16 protein-coding genes are annotated in these 19,303 nt (G+C 38.2%); 10 read left to right on the forward strand and 6 right to left on the reverse strand.

The annotated features are described in order from the left end of the window. Nucleotides 1-113 precede the first annotated feature (113 nt). The 5 genes from RI844_RS12375 to RI844_RS12395 all read left to right on the forward strand — a co-directional run bounded on the left by RI844_RS12375 (nucleotide 114) and on the right by RI844_RS12395 (nucleotide 5,341). Nucleotides 114-1,103 carry an aldose epimerase family protein gene (locus RI844_RS12375; RefSeq protein ID WP_348394979.1) on the forward strand — a complete coding sequence of 330 codons (990 nt, stop codon included), beginning with the start codon at nucleotides 114-116 and terminating at the stop codon, nucleotides 1,101-1,103. A 27-nt stretch (nucleotides 1,104-1,130) separates the two neighbouring features. After that, nucleotides 1,131-2,282, forward strand: coding sequence for a Gfo/Idh/MocA family protein (locus tag RI844_RS12380; RefSeq protein WP_348394980.1), 1,152 nt, complete (start codon nucleotides 1,131-1,133; stop codon nucleotides 2,280-2,282). A 12-nt stretch (nucleotides 2,283-2,294) separates the two neighbouring features. Continuing rightward, entirely contained in the window at nucleotides 2,295-3,350 is a 1,056-nt protein-coding gene (locus RI844_RS12385; protein WP_348394981.1) for a sugar phosphate isomerase/epimerase family protein, read from the forward strand. Between the two features lie 66 nt (nucleotides 3,351-3,416). After that, nucleotides 3,417-4,289: an AraC family transcriptional regulator gene (locus tag RI844_RS12390; protein ID WP_348394982.1), complete on the forward strand. Its 873-nt coding sequence runs from the start codon at nucleotides 3,417-3,419 to the stop codon at nucleotides 4,287-4,289. A gap of 155 nt (nucleotides 4,290-4,444) precedes the next feature. After that, nucleotides 4,445-5,341 carry a LysR family transcriptional regulator gene (locus tag RI844_RS12395; protein WP_348394983.1) on the forward strand — a complete coding sequence of 299 codons (897 nt, stop codon included), beginning with the start codon at nucleotides 4,445-4,447 and terminating at the stop codon, nucleotides 5,339-5,341. A 26-nt stretch (nucleotides 5,342-5,367) separates the two neighbouring features. On the opposite strand, the gene RI844_RS12400 is transcribed toward RI844_RS12395, so the two are convergent. Both RI844_RS12400 and RI844_RS12405 read right to left on the reverse strand, forming a co-directional pair. Beyond that, on the reverse strand, nucleotides 5,368-6,327 hold the full coding sequence (locus RI844_RS12400; protein ID WP_348394984.1) for a pyridoxal-phosphate dependent enzyme: 960 nt from the start codon (nucleotides 6,325-6,327) through the stop codon (nucleotides 5,368-5,370). 75 nt (nucleotides 6,328-6,402) lie between these two features. After that, nucleotides 6,403-7,509, reverse strand: coding sequence for a hypothetical protein (locus tag RI844_RS12405; RefSeq protein ID WP_348394985.1), 1,107 nt, complete (start codon nucleotides 7,507-7,509; stop codon nucleotides 6,403-6,405). A gap of 228 nt (nucleotides 7,510-7,737) precedes the next feature. Here RI844_RS12405 and RI844_RS12410 point away from each other — a divergent pair, with 228 nt between their 5' ends. Together RI844_RS12410 and RI844_RS12415 are read left to right on the forward strand one after the other, a co-directional pair. Next, nucleotides 7,738-9,654 (forward strand): LVIVD repeat-containing protein, encoded by a 1,917-nt coding sequence (locus RI844_RS12410; RefSeq protein ID WP_348394986.1) that lies wholly within the window; start codon nucleotides 7,738-7,740, stop codon nucleotides 9,652-9,654. Between the two features lie 281 nt (nucleotides 9,655-9,935). Further along, nucleotides 9,936-12,317, forward strand: coding sequence for a TonB-dependent receptor (locus RI844_RS12415; protein ID WP_348394987.1), 2,382 nt, complete (start codon nucleotides 9,936-9,938; stop codon nucleotides 12,315-12,317). Nucleotides 12,318-12,634: 317 nt separating this feature from the next. On the opposite strand, the gene RI844_RS12420 is transcribed toward RI844_RS12415, so the two are convergent. After that, entirely contained in the window at nucleotides 12,635-14,047 is a 1,413-nt protein-coding gene (locus tag RI844_RS12420; protein ID WP_348394988.1) for an NAD(P)/FAD-dependent oxidoreductase, read from the reverse strand. Between the two features lie 827 nt (nucleotides 14,048-14,874). Then, entirely contained in the window at nucleotides 14,875-15,786 is a 912-nt protein-coding gene (locus RI844_RS12425; protein ID WP_348394989.1) for a LysR family transcriptional regulator, read from the reverse strand. A gap of 209 nt (nucleotides 15,787-15,995) precedes the next feature. Here RI844_RS12425 and RI844_RS12430 point away from each other — a divergent pair, with 209 nt between their 5' ends. The 3 genes from RI844_RS12430 to RI844_RS12440 all read left to right on the forward strand — a co-directional run bounded on the left by RI844_RS12430 (nucleotide 15,996) and on the right by RI844_RS12440 (nucleotide 17,200). Continuing rightward, on the forward strand, nucleotides 15,996-16,130 hold the full coding sequence (locus RI844_RS12430; protein ID WP_348394990.1) for a hypothetical protein: 135 nt from the start codon (nucleotides 15,996-15,998) through the stop codon (nucleotides 16,128-16,130). 10 nt (nucleotides 16,131-16,140) lie between these two features. Beyond that, nucleotides 16,141-16,617 carry an arginine repressor gene (locus tag RI844_RS12435; RefSeq protein ID WP_348394991.1) on the forward strand — a complete coding sequence of 159 codons (477 nt, stop codon included), beginning with the start codon at nucleotides 16,141-16,143 and terminating at the stop codon, nucleotides 16,615-16,617. 160 nt (nucleotides 16,618-16,777) lie between these two features. Further along, nucleotides 16,778-17,200: a PACE efflux transporter gene (locus RI844_RS12440; protein WP_348394992.1), complete on the forward strand. Its 423-nt coding sequence runs from the start codon at nucleotides 16,778-16,780 to the stop codon at nucleotides 17,198-17,200. Nucleotides 17,201-17,327: 127 nt separating this feature from the next. On the opposite strand, the gene RI844_RS12445 is transcribed toward RI844_RS12440, so the two are convergent. Both RI844_RS12445 and aroB read right to left on the reverse strand, forming a co-directional pair. Then, nucleotides 17,328-18,155 (reverse strand): Dam family site-specific DNA-(adenine-N6)-methyltransferase, encoded by an 828-nt coding sequence (locus tag RI844_RS12445; protein ID WP_348394993.1) that lies wholly within the window; start codon nucleotides 18,153-18,155, stop codon nucleotides 17,328-17,330. A gap of 78 nt (nucleotides 18,156-18,233) precedes the next feature. Further along, nucleotides 18,234-19,298, reverse strand: a complete 1,065-nt coding sequence (aroB, locus tag RI844_RS12450; RefSeq protein WP_348394994.1) for a 3-dehydroquinate synthase — start codon at nucleotides 19,296-19,298, stop codon at nucleotides 18,234-18,236. Nucleotides 19,299-19,303: the final 5 nt, after the last annotated feature.

Raw genomic sequence — 19,303 nt, forward strand, 5'->3', positions numbered from 1 at the left:
CTAAAAAAATACCTGTGTAACGATAATTGTCAGGTAGTCTTCGTTTTAATTTGTCTATAGTTTTATAGGTAGTTTTTCGTTAACTGCGACTCTTATAAGTCATGGAACTAAATATGTGCCAGCTACAAGAATTTGAGCTTAAAAATAGTCAAGGAACCCAAGTAAAAATAATCAATCTTGGGGCAAGGCTTGTTGAATTCATTGTTCCAACCAAAAAGTATGGCCAAATCAATACCATTTTAGGTTATGACAAACCAGAACATTACCTTAATGATTCCATGTATCATGGTGCCATTGCAGGCCAATACTGCAATCGGATCTCAAATGGAAATTTTTCATTAGACAATCAAGCGCATCATCTAGAAATTAATGAACATCCTAATCATCTCCACGGTGGCGAAAACGGGTTTCACCGAAAATATTGGGATGTTTTAGAACACAGTGATTGTGAATTAAAAATGCAATTGAAACTTAAAGATGGTGAAAATGGCTACCCGGGAAACACCACAGTTACGTTAATTTATCAGTTAAAAGCTGATCACACGTTAAAGATATATTGGACTGCCATAAGCGATAAAAATACTGTATTTAATATTACCAGCCATAGTTATTTTAATTTATCTGGGTTTGACGAAATAAAAAATCATTACCTTAAAATTCCAACCGGTTTTTATACACCACACAATGAACAGCAAATCCCCACAGGGGAGATAAAGTCGACTGTAAACACCCCTTTTGATTTACGAGAATTTACTAAATTAGATAGCATCATCAATAGTGAACACCCAGAAATAGTTTGTCATGGCGGGTTTGATCATAACTGGGCTTTTGGCAATGCTAATGAATTAAAGTTGCTAGCTGAATTATACAGCTACGATACTGAATTGTTGTTACAAGTACATTCAACATTACCCGGCTTACAATGTTACACAGGAAACCAACTTGCGTTGTCAGGTATTCACGGTGCGCATGAGGGAGTCTGTTTAGAGCCTCAGTACTATCCTGATTCACCTAACCAAACTAACTTTCCCAAGTGTACTCTTAAAGCTAATCAGCCAATGACGCACGAGATAAATTTAACATTCAAAGAAATAACAAAATAAATACTTAACTTTAATGAGGATATCAGTATGACTAAAAAGCTAAAAATGGGGATGGTTGGCGGTGGCCAAGGCGCATTTATTGGCGCAGTTCATCGTTTTGCAGCAGCTTTAGATGGCGAGATAGAACTAGTATGCGGTGCATTTAGTAGCGAGCCGAATAAGGCTCTTGCATCAGGTAAAGAGCTAGGTATTCCTGATAATCGAAATTACCCAGGTTTTCAGGAGATGTTCGCTGCTGAACAGCGCTTGCCTGAAAATGAACGTATGGATTTTGTCGCTATTGTCACGCCGAATCATATGCACTTTCCTGTGGCTTGCGCTGCTTTAGAATCGGGCTTTCACGTCATTTGTGATAAACCCGCTACTTTAAATTTAGGCGAAGCAAAAGAGTTGTCTGCAATTGTTGCTAACACAGGACTGCTTTTTGGATTAACCCACACTTATACCGGTTACCCAATGGTGAAAGAGGCACGACAAATTGTTGCCGATGGAAAACTTGGAAATTTGAGAAAAGTTATCGTTGAATACACTCAAGGTTGGCTAACTGAAGCAGAAGACAGCAATAACAAACAAGCCGCTTGGCGAACAAACCCTAAAACGTCAGGCATAAGTGGCTGTATGGGAGATATAGGCTCCCATGCCGCAAATTTGGCTGAATATATTTCCAGCGAAACCATTGAACAGTTGTGTGCAGAATTAACAACATTTGTTCCGGGTAGATTGCTTGATGATGATGGCATGGCATTAATGAAGATGAGTGGTGGCATAAAAGGGATTTTACATGCTAGTCAGGTGGCCTGCGGAGAAGAAAACAATTTAACGATCAGAGCTTATGGTGATAAAGGCGGATTAGAATGGCGCCAACAAGAGCCTAATAGTCTGGTATTAAAATGGTTAAATGAGCCGATGCAAATTATGCGAACTGGTGGTAATAACTCAGCTCTCGCGACTGCAAATACCCGAACACCTATGGGACACCCAGAGGGTTATCTGGAAGCATTTGCCAATATATATCGAAATTTTGTACTTGCTGTGCAAGCACACAAATTAGGCAAAAACTCATCACCAAAGGCTTTCGATTACCCTGGCATAGAGGATGGTGTTCACGGCATGGCGATTATTGAAAGCCTCGTTAACAGTCATAACTCAAATGAAAAATGGCTAACAGTAAATTCTTAAAGGAGATAGACAATGAAACAAATTAAAGGCCCTGGTATATTTCTTGCTCAATTTATGGGCGATAACGAGCCATTTAATAGCTTTAGAAGCATTTGCCAATGGGTCGCGAGTTTAGGTTACAAAGGCATTCAAATACCAACTTGGGACCCGCGTTGCATGGATCTGGTTAAGGCTGCTGAAAGCCAAGACTATTGTGATGAATTAAAAGGAACTGCAGCCGAATTCGGTCTCACTATTACCGAATTATCAACACATTTACAGGGACAACTGGTTGCTGTACATCCTGCATACAATCCTATGTTTGATGGTTTTGCTCCTGAAGCAGTTCGAGGTAATGCTAATGCCAGAACAGAATGGGCTATTGCACAGATGCACCTTGCAGCTAAAGCAAGTGAGCGATTAGGACTAGCAACTCATGCAAGTTTTTCTGGCTCTTTCTTATGGCATACTGTTTATCCATGGCCACAACGACCTGCAGGGTTGGTAGAGAGCGGTTTTAAAGAACTGGCAAATCGATGGTTACCAATATTAAATTCTTTTGACAACTCAGGTGTAGATGTATGTTACGAACTGCACCCTGGAGAAGATTTACATGACGGTGTGACTTTTGAAAGATTTTTAGAAGCCACTGGGAATCACTCAAGAGTAAACATTTTATATGATCCGAGTCACTTTGTATTACAGCAGTTGGATTATCTAGCGTTTATCGATATTTATCACGACAGGATCAAAGCTTTTCATGTAAAAGATGCTGAATTCATCCCCAATGGGCGCAGCGGTGTTTATGGTGGTTATCAAAGTTGGGTAGACAGACCAGGCAGATTCCGTTCACTTGGCGACGGACAAGTGGATTTTAGTGGTATATTTTCTCGATTAACCTCGCATGGTTATGACGGTTGGGCCGTACTTGAATGGGAATGTTGTTTGAAACACCCAGAGGATGGAGCTAAAGAAGGTGCGCCATTTATTGAAAAGCATATTATTAGGCCGGCAGAGCATGCCTTTGATGATTTTGCCAGTGGCGGTGAAGATGAACAAACCAATAGAATCATCTTAGGTTTAGATTAAGTTGAACAATTAATTTTTATCTTATAACCTTTAAAGGTACTAATGTAATAATGGAAAATTAAAGCTATGAACCCTCTTTTTGAAACCGTACAGCTTGAAGGTAATAGTTGCTTTAAAACGCAACACTTTGAATGCGGATACTTACAAGATGATCATAGTTGGCATTATCATCCAGAATGTGAACTTACCTTCATTGTTAAAGGCAAAGGCACTCGTTTTATTGGCGACAGTGTTGAGCATTTCGATGAAGGTGATTTAGTATTAATTGCTCCGAACATCCCTCATTGTTGGGCTAATAACAATAAAGATGAACATAATGAAATTGTCACAATGCAGTTTTTACCAACCTGCTTAGGTGACGATTTTCTAAATTCACCTGATGCACACGTTCTCGTTGAAATGTTTTCAAGAGCTAAACGAGGGATGCAAATAAAAGGAAACGTTGCTGCTCAAGTAGGCCAGTTATTAATATCTTTACATGAAAAAAATGGTCTATCAAGGCTCTCGGGCTTCATTGAAATTTTAGATTTAATCAGTCAAAGCAATGACAACTCTCTTCTCTCCAGTGAGCTATATGCTATCGATAATAGTGAATTCCATAGCGGCCGAATGCGCAAAGTCATGGAATACATTCAAGCCCATTTAATTGATGAAATACGACAAACAGATATTGCAGAATTAGTACACATGACGCCTCAAGGCTTCAGCCGTTTTTTTAGAGCCACCACTGGCCGAACATTTGTCTCATTCGTAAATATAGTTAGAATAATGGAAGCCTGTCGCTTACTGGTTAGTTCAGAAGAAGATATTACTACTATCGCCTTTGAATGTGGCTACGGTAATTTGTCTAATTTCAATAGGCGATTTATGGAACAAAAAAACTGCACCCCTACAGAATATAGAAATAATCATAGCTTAATCGCAACAAATCCTGAATAGATTTGAGTTTCAGCTATGGAGCATTCTGATCTCTTTACCATAATTGCCCATTGCCTGCTTTAGAGCCCATAGTTGAGTTTTTATTTTCATATCATTATTAACAATAATGGAAAAATAAATTAAAGTAGAACAATCTAAAAAAGAAAAGAATTAATATGCATAAATTAAGCATCAGCCATTTGCAAACCGTTGTTTCAATTTCAGAAAGTGATGGAAATATTACCAACGCAGCGCATAAGCTTAATCTTTCTCAATCTGCTTTGAGTCATCGCCTTAATGAGGCTGAGGCACGGTTAGGACTATTACTATTTGAGCGAAGAAATAAAAAGCTTACATTATCCAAAGCAGGAAAAGTACTAGTCACTTCCGCTCAATCAATTCTCAAACAACTACAAAATACAGAGCTTGATATTGAACGCATGATGGATGGCATAGATCAGGTTCTAAGGATAAGTACCAGTAGTTTCAATTGTTATCATTGGTTTCCAAAAGTATTAAAGTCTTTCAATAAGTCTCATCCTGAAGTCGACATTGAAATAGTGGCTGATGCATCACTTGATCCACTAAAAGCATTGAAAGATGGCACCATTGATTTGGCGATTACTCATTTAAAGCCCAATAATATCAACTTTAATGTTGTTGAATTGTTTGAGGATGAGATGGTGGCAATTATTCCAGCCAACCATTCCTTAAAAGATAAATCGTTTTTAATAAATGAAGATTTTGAAAATCACGCTTTTATTACAAATGCTACTACGCCACAAGAAGGACGAGAGTATGACCTTTTCTTTAAGCACTCATCGGTACAACCAAAGAAAATACTATGTGCCGGGCATACTGAAGTTATTGTTGATTTGGTTAAGGAAGAATTGGGCATTTCAATACTTACACGCTGGGTAATGAAACGCTTCAAACTACAAAGAAAAATCATCGAAAAGCAATTAACCGAAAAGGGAATTTTCATCCAATGGTACGCAGTAATTCGAAAAAATGATCCCTCAGAAAGTAAGGTATATCAATTCCAGAAAAAGTTAGAAAAACTAAAACTGTAAAAGCTTCTAATAATATAAATAGGTCTTTACGGCCTTTCTCCGTTTAGAATTTTAATGAAGTCCTTATCATCAATATTCCCCCCGGTAACAACACACACTATCTTTTTGTGATTGTTTGAGTTTTCCATTGCTGCTGCTACAGATGCAGCCCCAGCACCTTCAGTAATTATTTTGTTTTTATGAAACAATAAACCAATCGTCTGGCTAATTTTGTCGATATTAACGACTGTATTTTTTACAGAAAGCTGATTTACAAATGTAAATATTTGCGCAAACACCGAATCTCCGCCGATACTTTTGATATAGGTATTTTCAGTCTCAATACGTACCGGTTTTTTCGCCGCTATAGATTGTGCAAGTGGTGAGCCATGACTCGATTCAACGGCTGAAACTGTCACGTTGGCCGCCAGCTTTTGAATGGCATTGGCTATACCTACTGCGCATGATCCTCCACCAAAAGGAACATATATTTCATCCACATCAGGCAAGTCTTCTAGTATTTCCATCGCTATAGTGCCGTTTGCGGCTAAAACTTCATTATTCAAAACCGTATGGATTTCAGTTTCTTCAGTACTTAACTCTTCATCTTTGTAAAGGCAGCGCCACCAGGTTTCAGTAGGAAGATAACGTATTTCCCCGCCTAATTCCCTTATACCGCTTAGTTTTGCTTCAGGAGCTCCTAGATAAACGTAACCAACCATTTTCACCTTTAATTTATTGGCTGCCCAAGCCAATCCCAAAGCCATATTACCTGAACTTATAGTAAAAACGCCTTTAGTCAGTTGCTTTTTTGGCAAGCTGAGCAGGCTATTTAAAGCGGGTCTAATTTTAAATGCTCCTATTGGCTGTAAGTTTTCTAATTTCAAATAAATCTCATTGGAGCCCTCAATATTCAGCTTAATTAAAGGGGTTCGAACAATATAGGGAGATATTTTCGTCCTTGCTAAGTTAATTTGTTCTAACGAAGGTAGTGATAATTTGGCCATAAGTAGTCCCAGTAAGTAATACTGTAAAGTAAAAAAGAGTAAAGTTAGCTAAAGCTAATTAACGTTCGAGGTAAATTAACTTGAAGTTGGTGCTGGTTTTGATTTGAACTTCTTGTTTAGAAAAAACAAAAAAAGCGGTACGACATAAATAACTAGCATGCAGTAAGCCAATAGTGAATAACCATTAGCAATTAAAGCGATCATCCCTACCTTGCTCAATACAAAACTAATGCCCATTAAACTCGTGCCAATGACAAGGGAAGATTTTATTGAAAGAGGCTTATTTTGCTTATTGATAACAAATTTATTCACTCTTTCAAGGAAGCCTTCTATTAAACCTAACGCAGTTGCGGTAAACGTTAGGAATAACATTAAAATATAGAACGGCATTATTGTAGATAAACCCATTTCTGCAATTACAGAAAAAATCGGTAAAGATTGCTCTGTCACACTTGGGTAATCAGACAATAATATAAAGTGGATCATAATACCTGGAATGATTAAAATTGCGGCGGCAAGAACGCCTGATATTGTAGCTTGCTTGCTTGTTTTTATACCTTTACAAGCAAATAGCAAACCTGGTATTACTGCAATGTTATATAAAGTAAATTTACTACCAGACAAGAACCAACCGGCTTTTATTTCTGCTTGTTGCAAGTTTGAAACTATTTGCTCCCAACCTTCAATAAAAACAAAAGTTACTACCACACTCAATACTAAATAAACGCAACTCGTACTAAGCACCAGAAAGTTTGCAACATGTTTACGCCCAAAAGTAAGTAACGACAAAATAAGTACAAGTAATAAAATAATTCCCGCTATCTTTGGTAATAATAAGTAATCGGCAATTAACTTTCCTGCTGCTGCACTAATAATGCTGAGAACTAACACTAAAGATAGCAGGTAAGTAATTTCATAACTTATAGCAAACTTGCCGATAAGATTAGAGAAAAAGTTTTGGTAATCGAATGCTGCGAACTTCAGAGAAAATTTAAAGCTTAAGCTAATTACTAAAGAAAATAATATAAAAGCAGTTAATAGTCCTAGCAGACCGCCAACACTACCAAAGTTGGTAAAAAATTCGACAATCTCTCTACCAGTGCCAAAACCTCCTGCCATTAAGACCGATTGAATAACAAAGCCTGGTAAAAAATAGGTTTTAAAAATATTTGTTACTACCACAACTTTCTCCGAAAATATCTAAACGTATTTGATTTATTAAAACTGTAGCAATTTATCAAAACAGTTAAAAATGAATTTTTTGACTTATCATGATGAAAATAATGAGTTGGTTTGTTTATTTTGAATAGTGTAGTTTTTATAACAAGCGTCAATGCAAATGGCTTTAATGAGTGGGCCTTGCGACAAACAATTCCATTAAAAGTTTTAATATTTAAGAAAAGGTGACTAATGAATACCTCCCTTATCGTCAGTACTTGGTTACATCTAGTCAATCGGATGAAATCATTACTTCAAAAGAATCTGATTGCCCCAGCTTCTTTGTTTAAAGGACTAAGCTATCGCTTTATTAGCTTGGTATTACTCGTGAGCCTCTGTGCTTGTTCACCAATACAAACAGAGAAAAACGAGACCAAAGAGTTACCAGATAAACAGTTACCACAATTATCTGAAAATAATGCTGCAGTTAAGCCAGATGGCACAGATACAGGCATATTACCTGAGTTTTATTATGTTGATAAAGTATTAGGGGTATTGCCCAAAAAGTCATTAACTCCTTTAAGTGAAGCAGCGGGCAGAATAGATGGTGAAGTCGAACACCCTGATCCGTCGACTTTCGGGTTTAACAAAACGACAGGAAAATACACACACCCTAAATTTGCGCCAGAAATAAAAGGGCCTAAACCATTTAAAGGCAGCCTAACGTATATCGATATGGAGCAATACAGTCAAAATATCAAAGTAGAAGCCTTCTATCCTTATGTGACAAGTACCGGTCACACTTACCAATCGGTATTAGATTTTGATGGTCGTCGTTATATGTACAATAGTGGATATCCTAACATGCATATTTATGACATTACGGATCCGCGTAAGTTAATTAAAGTTCCTACTCCCAAAGCGGTGAAATCTGATGTGAATGGAGAAGATGACATTTCTTTATGGGGCTTTTTCCGCTATGTACCACGGCTTGATAAATACTACACCATTAAAACTTATTCTCCACCATACGTTGGTTATCTTGAGAACAAATATTTAGATCCTGATCGAGTAAAAGGTATACGCAACTGGCCAACGTTAAAAGGTTTTAGGGTTTTTGAAATGACTGACAAAGACAAGTTTGAATTAGTTGCGTCTGTTACTTCAGATCCAAATGCTACTGTTGAACAGCGCCCCCAGCAAGGTGGAGGCTGCTCTGAGTTCGCTTGGGATGGCAACAGTAAGTATATGTTTATTACCTGTGCTCCTGATGATAGCTATGGCAATCAGCCTTATCGCAGCATGCTCTATAGTTATGGCATAAGTGCTTATGACATGACTGATCCAAGCAAGCCCAAATACCTATCTACATGGCATGTACCTGGCCAGTTATTGAGCGAGCAAGAAGCCTTTAAAAAGAATCCTCGCCATAGTAATAAAGCATCCCGTTTAGGTGCAAGGGCTATGTTTGTGCCTAAATATCCAGATTTTGGCGGTAAATACGGCTATGTTGCCATGGGCGGCTGGGGTTTTCATGTTGTTGATATATCAGATCCTAGCAATATGAAAACTGTTGGAAAGATAGATGACTTCCCTATGTCGGTGAGTGGTAACGAGGGGGATAGTGTATATGTTGACGTAGTTGCTAAAACAGGACATGTTTATTTTAATGGCTACCCCTTTGTTGAAGACTGTTATGAACCATACAAAGATATTTTTTCTATTGATGTCACGGAGCCAACCAAGCCTAAAGTGGTCAGTACATTTGAACGCCCAACCCCTCCACAAGAGGCAACATTTACTGATTATTGTCAACGCAGAGGCAGCTTTGGCCCTAAACGCCCTGGAGCATCTGGTCGTTCTATTCAACCAGGAACGCCAAATGAACGTTATGCACCATGGTCATTTTACAATGCCGGCTTACAATTATTTGATTTAAAGGATCCTAACAATATCAATGTGGCTGGCTACTTCGTCCCCAAAATGATGGATCCTGAAATGAACTGGCACTTTGGCAATCCAACCAATGCTGTTTTTGTCGAGTGGGACAGAAACTTAATGTATTTATTTACTAACCATGGATTCTATGTTCTATCAAGTCCTTTACTCGGTGACCCCCTGTTTGAAATACCACCTGGGCAAACAAATGTTGGGCGGATAAAGCAATGACGTATTGCTCAAAAATACTGCCTTAAATACAAGCATAGCAAATAACTAAACCGCAAAAACAACTGTAACCAATTGAATATATTGGGTATTTATAGCGGGTAAAATTCAAGCTCAGTTATAATAAAAAACATATATAAACAAGTACACAAGTTATTTTACCTATATAACAATGTGGCATAGCTTGAAAAAAGCAAGTGGTTATAGACCAAATATTAATCACTGAAGCTTAGACAAAATTACAAAACTTAATGCCCCCAGTTCAAATGGGAAGGAGAAAGAATATGAGAAGTTCAAAAGACAATATAAAATTTAGCCCAATAGCGATATGCGTGGCAATTGCGTTAAATGCGACAGCAGTATCAAGCTATGCTGCGGATAGTTCACAAGCAGCTGCGCAAAATGCCAGTAATATTGATAATCCAAAATCTACCGACACCTCAATAGAAAAAGAAACTAACTCAATTGAGGTAGTTACAGTAACAGCACGACATAAAATAGAAAGTTTACAATCTACCCCCATTGCTGTTTCGGCTTTCAGTTCAGACCAAATGAAAGAGCAACGAATTGTTGGACTTGATGACATATCAAGCCGCGTACCCGGTTTTCAAATGAACATGTACAATTCAGCTGAGCCAGAGTTATTCATGCGCGGAATTGGTAGTGATGTTGAAAGTGCTGGCGCGGCAACTGCGGTAGGTATGTATATTGATGGCGTGTACATTTCACGTGGCACAAGTGCAGCAATGGACTTATATGACCTGCAAAGTGTAGAAGTATTACGCGGACCTCAAGGGACACTTTATGGAAAAAACGTTGTTGGTGGTGCTATCAACTTTATCACCAAGCGTCCTGTCGATGGCGATATGGAAGGAAGCATGGAAGCAACCGTTGGTGACTATGGCTTAATGGAAGTCAAAGGATACGCTACAGGTGGTTTAACCGAAAATATTGCTGGTAAACTTGCTCTTTCTGGCACCACTCGCGACGGATATGGTGAAAATACTCATACTGGCAATGATGCCGATGAAACAGAGCGTATGTCTGCCAGAGGGCAATTACTGTATACGCCTACGGATGATTTAGAATTTTTATTAACGGCTGCGGTTTCTGATCTTGAAGGTACACCCAGAGTAAAACATATTGGTTATAGTGCCGGCAGGAACGCAGCTTTTATAAGTACCGACCCAAGAAAAGATACAGTCAGTGAAGACGGTTACGAAGAATCAGATAACTCGTCTGTCAGTTTACAAATAAATTGGAGTTTTGATAATTTACAGTTCACTTCAATTAGTGCTTATCGCGATAATGAATATAGTATTTATGAAAATGGGGCCGCCGGTTTGGTTGATGATACTATTCACTTCGATCCTTGGGGTGACCCAGCAAACAACAATCCTTTGGGTATAGACGATGATTGGATTGCAAATACTCAAGTAGATGACGAATGGTTAGTATTGAAAGCAGAAGAGTCAGATCAAATTTCACAAGAATTTCGTCTTGCTGGTGACTTAAATGAAAGCTTTAGCTGGTTAGTTGGTGCTTTTTACATGGAGGAAGATATAGCCCGTAATGAACTTGTTGATTATTGGTTTCATACTCAATGGGGCACAACAGCAGGAAATAGAGCGAACGATAATAGCTTAGGTAACACAACCCATAACATCACCACAAGCTATGCAATATTTACCAATGCGACTTATAACTTTACCGAAAAATTATCAATGACTACAGGGATCCGTTGGAGTAAAGATGAAAAAGAATTTAGCGGTACAGCTTTTGGGCGTCGTTTCGACAATTGGGATACCCTGCATGAAGATTTAGATGGCAATCGAGTCGACAGTTATGCTTTTGAAACCTCTGATTCATGGGATGAATGGACACCTAGCTTAAATATTGACTACCAAGCCAATAAAGATGTTTTCTTGTATGGCTCAATTGCTAAAGGTTACAAAGCTGGTGGATTTAATGGGGAAGGCCCAGAGAGTGCTAAGGAAGCGATTGTGCCATTCCTACCTGAAGTTGCATGGAACTATGAAACTGGTTTTAAAGTACAAGGTTTTGAAGATCGCTTGCGAGTGAATGGTGCCATTTTTTATACAGATTATACCGATATTCAAAGTGCTGTATGGGTTGATGGTGGTGGAACAGGCATTCCAAACTTAGTTGTAATTAATGGTAGTGGTGAAGCTCAGGGCTTTGAACTGGAAGTTACCGCATTAGCGACAGATAACCTGACACTTTCAGGTAGTTATGGTTATTTAGATACCGAATTCACCAAAGATGTATTTATCGATGATGATAATTTAAACGGTAATAAGATGCGTCGAACTCCTGAGCATTCACTAAATATTAATCTTGCTTATGAGTGGAAATTTTTCGAGTTAGGTGATGCTACAGCGCGCTTAAGCTATCAATATCAAAGTGACTTCTTTTTTGATAACTCTAACGAACCGCTAACTATGATTGACAGCCAATATACTTTTGATGCGGTCTTTATGCTTCGAGATTTCGATAATAATTGGTCTCTACAGTTATGGGCGAAGAATCTCACCGATGAATTGAATGTTGCATCTAAAACACTTTATGCCGCATGGGACGATACCGTTTACAACGTTTACACGCCACCACGTACAGTAGGAATAACAGCCACTTATAATTTTTAAGTGGAATAACAGTTTGCACACTTCTATTGCTTTTTATTGACCGTTTATGCGGTAACTCATCTCAATAAATAATGTGGTATAGAAGTGTGCCTTTTCTACAAAGGTGTTATTAATTGGAATACTAAATAGAAGCTAGTCCTAAAATTCGAAAATCATAGTAAAGATGCTGTTACTTTCGCTTTGCGAAGAAAGTGATCATTAATTCATGCTATCGAACAAACGAGTTGAAAAGGTAAGCCAAGAGAGCTTTATTATTTAGGTTAAAAATGCCCAGACTTACGTTGGGCATTTTTAAATAATTGTTATCTTAACAATCTTCATTGTTCATTTTGAGTAACCGGGAAACCCATTTTCTCAACCATTCGTACCCAAGGTTTACGCCATCCGCCCTTTTCATCAAGGGTATCTAAAGCATACATGGTGATCTTGGCGCCAATCCAACGAAATGGCTCTGGCGGAATATAGCCAGGTAATGTTGTCGCAAATTTCATTTTAGTTTCCGGCGCATCGGTTTGCAATAGCACTTCCAAACCAACCCTTGCGCCAAAGCGCGTGGCGGTTACACCAAACCCAGAGTAGCCACCAGCATAAATCATATCGCCATTATAATAATGCTGATAATGAACCGCCATGCGGGTTGTTAGTGCAATGGGGCCACTCCAGGCGTGCGAAAATTTAATATCAGTTAAGGTTGGAAACGTTTTATAAAAATTGTCGACTAAACGTATATAATTGTCTGCCACTTTATCTTGTTTTGGGTCGGTGTGATTATTGAAAAAATAACCTAAACGGCCTCCAAAAAGAATACGGTTATCTGCAGTTAAACGCATATAATTCAATTGCGTACGAGTGTCGTATATACCTTGACGATTCTTCCAGCCAATGACTTCCATTTGCTCATCGGTTAGCGGTTCAGTAACGACGATACGGTCACGAATCGCTGAAACCCGTTGCGTAATTTTATCGCTACCTGCAGCAAATGCGTTAGTGGCTAACAGTACTTTTTGGGCTTTTACTGAGCCTGTTGGCGTTGTTACCAGCACACCTGGTTTTAAGTGCGTTGAACTAACTAAAGGGCTATATTCAAAAACCCGAACTCCAAGCTGCATTGCAACTCTTTTAAGACCCCAAGCTAATTTGGCAGGGTGAACAGTACCGCTGCGTTTTTTCGACCATAAACCACCATGAAATAAAGGCGAATTAATTTCGTTTTTGATTTCATTTTTATCTAACAGGTGGGCATCATGTCCGTATTTTTTATATAATTTGTACTCACTTTCTATATCAGCAATACCTTCATCACCGATTGAAACGGTTAGTTCGCCGCCCCATTCAATATCACAATCAATATTATGACGTTCAATGGTATCTCTAAAACCATCCATGTTGTCTTTGCCTAAGCGTTCTAGCTCATCCATCTCGTCAGGAAACAGCTTGGCTGCATTTGCTAGCCCATGCATAACTGATGACGATAAAATAGCTGCAGGTCGACCTGATGCACCAATGGCAATGCATTGTGCTTCAATAATTACTACATCAAGTTCAGGGTTAGCTTCTTTGGCCTGTACCGCCGCCCAAAGGCCGGTAAAGCCAGCACCGACGATCAGCAGATCACAATTAATATTGTCTATAAGCGCAGGTTCTGCAGCAGGGGCAGCTTCATTATCTAACCAATAAGGAAAGAATTTAGTTTTTAGTAATGCTTTTTCTGCATTTGATTGTATCGCCATAATAATATTGTCCATTATATGAGAGAGGCCAAAAAATTTATCAGTTTGATGATTTTGTGTTGTTAGATTGCCAAGTGCACAAAATATTAACAATCCCACTATTAGGGGATAGAGGTTTTTCAACTTAATGAGCTTGCTGTGAAGTGCACAAAATATTAACAATCCCACATTCACTTAGGGGATAGAGGTTTTAAGCGTAATGAGCTTGCTGTGAAGTGCACAAAATATTAACAATCCCACATTCACTTAGGGGATAGAGGTTTTAAGCGTAATGAGCTTGCTGTGAAGTGCACAAAACATTAATAATCCCCCATTCACATAGTGGATATAGGTTTTAAGTTTAATGATCTTGCTGTGAAGTGCACAAAATATTAACAATCCCCCATTCACTTAGGGGATAGAGGTTTTTCAGCTTAATTATCTTGCTGTAAAGTGCACAAAACATTAATAATCCCCCATTCACATAGTGGATAGAGGTTTTAAGTTTAATGATCTTTCTGTGAAGAGCACAAAATATTAACAATCCCCCATTCACTTAGGGGATAGAGGTTTTTCAGCTTAATTATCTTGCTGTAAAGTGCACAAAATATTAACAATCCCCCATTCACTTAGGGGATAGAGGTTTTTAAGTTTAATTATCTTGCTGTGAAGTGCACAAAATATTAACAATCCCCCATTCACTTAGGGGATAGAGGTTGTTAGGAATAAAAGCTTTTTAAGGCTTAAGAATGTTTCAGTTTAATGGCTATGGATCTTAGAACAGATAATAAACTTGTTCTAAGGTTCAAAGTGATGGACAGATGTTGCTAATTACTACAGCAATGTACTTATCTAAATATTTCGGCAACTAGTAACTTTATTAAAGGGTTCTCCTTTGCTTGTTTTTTATAAATGACCATATTATCTAAAGTGTAGTCAAAACCTGGTACGTCCAGCTTTTTAATACGACCTTGGTCAAGCCATGTTTTGGCAAAATAATCAGGTATAAAGCCAACATAACCACCCGACAACAGCAATACCATACGTCCTGACATATGGTTGGCTACAGCACGGTTAGGAAATTGGCTAAAGATTTTATGGAGCGTATTATTAACCGCATGACTGGTCGTAATTAAGTCACATTGCAAGACTTCTTCGGTAGTTACCTTACTGTGATTGAATAACGGGTGTTTATCGCCACAATACAAACTACCACAATGCGCATACAAAAATTTGTACTCTAAACCTGGCCGTTTACTATAAGCAACATTAATAGCGATATCGGCTCGATTGTTCATGATGTCCAGATCAATCTCATTAGGCGCATGTGCTAAAACTTCCAATTCGACTTGCGGGGCTTTTTGTCGAAAACGGGCAATCGCCGGAGATAATTTTTCTTGTGTCAGTTGCAACCAGTCGTCCGGCAGAGCAATTCTTAATTTACCGGTTAATTCTGACTGAATGGCATTAATGCGGCTGCGAAAGCTATCAAGCTGGGCAAACAGCTCAACGATGGCAATGTAAACTTCCTTTCCTTGTTCAGACAATGAAAATACCGTTCGACCACGGCCACGATGACAAAGATTAATACCTAAACGTTGCTCTAAGTCAGACATGTGAATGCTAATAGTTGAACGATTTATATTAAGCTCAAGCTCTGCCGCTCCATAGCCTCCACATTCAGCCACAGCTTTGAATACCCGCAGCAAGCGTAGATCTATATCACTAAGCTGCCCTCGTAATGTAGGTTTTGTATTCATAGCTTGCCTTAATCAATCAAGTTAACTTTTTAAAGTTGACGGAACATTCATATTAGTCATTAAAGCCAGTGTTTTAAAGAACTTTGTTATGTTTGATAAAATCAAACATAACTTTGAATGTTCATTATATATTTTAACTTAAGGATAATTGTACAGTGTTCAAACTAACAATGATTAAAGCTACCAAATTGAAATATGGGAAGGGCAGCATGCAAAATAGTAACAATACAAACACCGAAAGTGATATTGATAAGGGCATTGAAGAATCCATTCAACCTAATCAGGCGTTATCTTATGAAGCGGCCATTCGATTTTGGTTAGCATCAAATAGTCCCCAAGACTAGGATATTCATCATGCAACAAAGGTATAGTAAAGGGCAAAATAGACAGCTTCTGACAGCATTTACGGCAATGCTTGAAGAAGGGGAATTTCGCACTCAAAACGAATTATCAGATCAGCTTTCGCAGTTGGGCTTTAACTCTATATCGCAACCAAAAATATCAAGAATGTTAAAGCAAATGGGTGCAGTTAGAATTCGTAATGCAATGAACCATTCAATTTATAGTTTACCTATTCACTCTGAACAACAAGAAATTAAAGACTCAATAAATGCGTTAGCACTTGAAGTAATTAATAATGGTGTGCAAATAATTTTGAAAACAACGTTTGGTGGCGGCGCAATTTTGGCTAACATTCTTGACGATCTTGACGACTCATTTGGTATTCTCGCAACCATGGCAGTTGATAGCACGGTACTGATTATTCCAAGAGACATAAATAACATTGATGAACTTAGCAATTCTATAAAGAAACTTGTTTGTTTAACGTAAAATAAAGCTGTTTACATGGGTTGTTGCATCGACAAACTCTATCCCCCTTTAATGGTATTACATGTTAAGCCTCTATTTGAAATAATACATTCAGATCACGGGGGCATACTTGTAGGTTTCATTGGCCATTAATTATTTGGCACTTTAATAGGTATATATTATGAGAACTAGAAAAGATCGTATTCGTCATGCGATTGCTTTTGAAATTATTGGTTTAGCAATTCTTATTGGCGTAATGGGTCAGATGGGCTATGACATGGCGCATGTAGGATTAATGGGAGTTTTCTTCTCGATTATCGCCACGTTCTGGAATTACGCCTTTAATGTCGGCTTCGATAATTTAATGTTGAAAATATTGAATACCATCAAGAAAACCTTCTGGTTGCGCGTTATGCACAGTTTGGCATTTGAAGCTGGATTATTAGTAATCACTATACCTGTTATCGCCTGGACGTTAAATCTTAGCTTATGGCACGCTTTTATGATGGATATTGGTATGGTTATTTTCTATGTTGTCTATGCTTATCTTTTTAATCTTGCTTATGACAACATATATCCCATCGATGAAGGGCAATTATCCTAATGGTGATTTACTTATTAATTCACCACTATCTTTGTAGTCTAAACAGCCCACAGTTTTAGCCTCTTCAAATAATTGGGGTCAGGTCTAAATTAAATAATTTAGATCTGACCCAAATTATTTCAGTTCATTATGTTTGCGGTTTATAAAGTGCTAACAGCTCGCCAACTTTCTTCCTATTAGTACCTTTTTGACTGATCGTTCGCGCTACTTTAACCGACTTAATTTTAGAGGCATGTTCGTAAATTTTACGAGTCCAAATGGTGTCATGGTTAGAAATTAATACCGTAACGTTTTTTTCTGCAGTTATTTCTTCTGCGGCATTGGCTAAATCAGCTTGTTCATCTAAACCGAAACCATTACCGGCATAACTAGTAAAGCTGGCAGTTTTACTTAATGGCACATAGGGTGGATCGCAGTAAATCACATCGCCATCTTTAGCTCTGGCAAATGTGTCACGGTAATTTTCACAAACAAACTCCGCTTTTTGTGCTTTGTCAGCAAAGTTAATTAATTCATTCTCAGGAAAGTATGGTCGTTTGTATTTGCCAAACGGCACATTGTAGCCGCCTTTAGAGTTATATCGACACAAACCGTTATAACCATGCCTATTCATGTATAAAAACATTAAAGAGCGCTGATAAGGGTCGTCAGTAGCGTTAAACTGCTTTCTGATCTCATAGTACTCTTCACTAATATTATATTCAGGCATGAACAACCTGGCAGCATCATTAATAAACTGCTCAGGTTTAACTTGCAGGGTTTTATAAAGGTTGATTAAGTCTTTATTAATATCATTGAGAATATAGTTAGAATAATCAGTATTGAGGAATATGGAGCCGGCACCAGCAAAAGGTTCGATCAAGCAACTACCTTTAGGCAGCATTTTTCTGATCACATCGCTGAGGGTATATTTACCGCCCGCCCATTTTAAGAAAGCCCTTTGCTTGTTGATCATATTATTATTCTTATACTGCTTTATCGGCTTACTTATCTTAGTGGGCGATTTTGTGTTTGAAATATGTGGAAAGCGTAATCAGATCACGTGATGTAATTGCTCATGAGTAATGTTATCAAACATTTCAGACTTTCCAATGGCAGTAGGAATAATCAAACGTAATTTACCGCCTAAATTTTTCTTATCACGCGCCATGTGTTTGATGAAATCATCAAAGGTCATTGATGCCGGAGCTTTAATTGGTAGGTCAAAATAGACAATTAAATCGATAATCTGTTGTGTCTCGGCACTACTGATATAATTTAAATGTTCGGCTAATTGCGCAGCCTGCACCATACCGGTGGCAACCGCTTCACCATGTAGCCAAACACCATAGCCCTGTTCGGCTTCTATGGCATGACCAAAGGTGTGGCCTAAATTTAATAATGCGCGAACGCCAGATTCTTTTTCATCCTGACTAACAATGTCCGCTTTATTTTGACAACAGCGTTGGATCATCTCGGCTAAAACAACTTTATCTTTTGCTTTAATCGCTGCTTTGTTGTTGCTTAGCCAATCAAAAAATTCTTTATCGCCTAAAATACCGTATTTTATTACTTCTGCCATACCCGCGTTAAATTCACGCACAGGTAAAGTAAATAAGCTATCAATATCAATCAACACCGCTTTAGGTTGATAAAAAGCACCGATCATATTCTTACCAAGCGGATGATTTACAGCCGTTTTACCACCAACAGAAGAATCAACTTGCGATAGCAACGTTGTTGGTATTTGAATAAAATCAATACCACGCTGATAACATGCTGCTGCAAATCCGGTAATATCACCAATGACACCACCACCTAAAGCAATTAATGTTGAATCCCGGCCATGAGTATTAGCGAGCATATGCTCCATAATTTTTTCAAAATTAGCGAGACTCTTCTGCGCTTCACCATCAGCTAAAATTATTTCATCAACAATAAAATCAGACAATTGTTGTTTTAATGCTTCTAAATAAAGTGGCGCAACAACAGTGTTAGTAACAATACAAACACGTTTGCTATTGATATGTTTAGGCAAAGGGCTATTGTTTGATAATAACCCTGATTCGATATAGATAGGATAGCTACGTTCATCTAATGAAACGTTTAGGCTGGCCATTTGGT

Origin of the sequence: Thalassotalea fonticola, assembly GCF_032911225.1 — a bacterium.
GTDB classification, from domain to species: Bacteria; Pseudomonadota; Gammaproteobacteria; order Enterobacterales; family Alteromonadaceae; genus Thalassotalea_A; species Thalassotalea_A fonticola.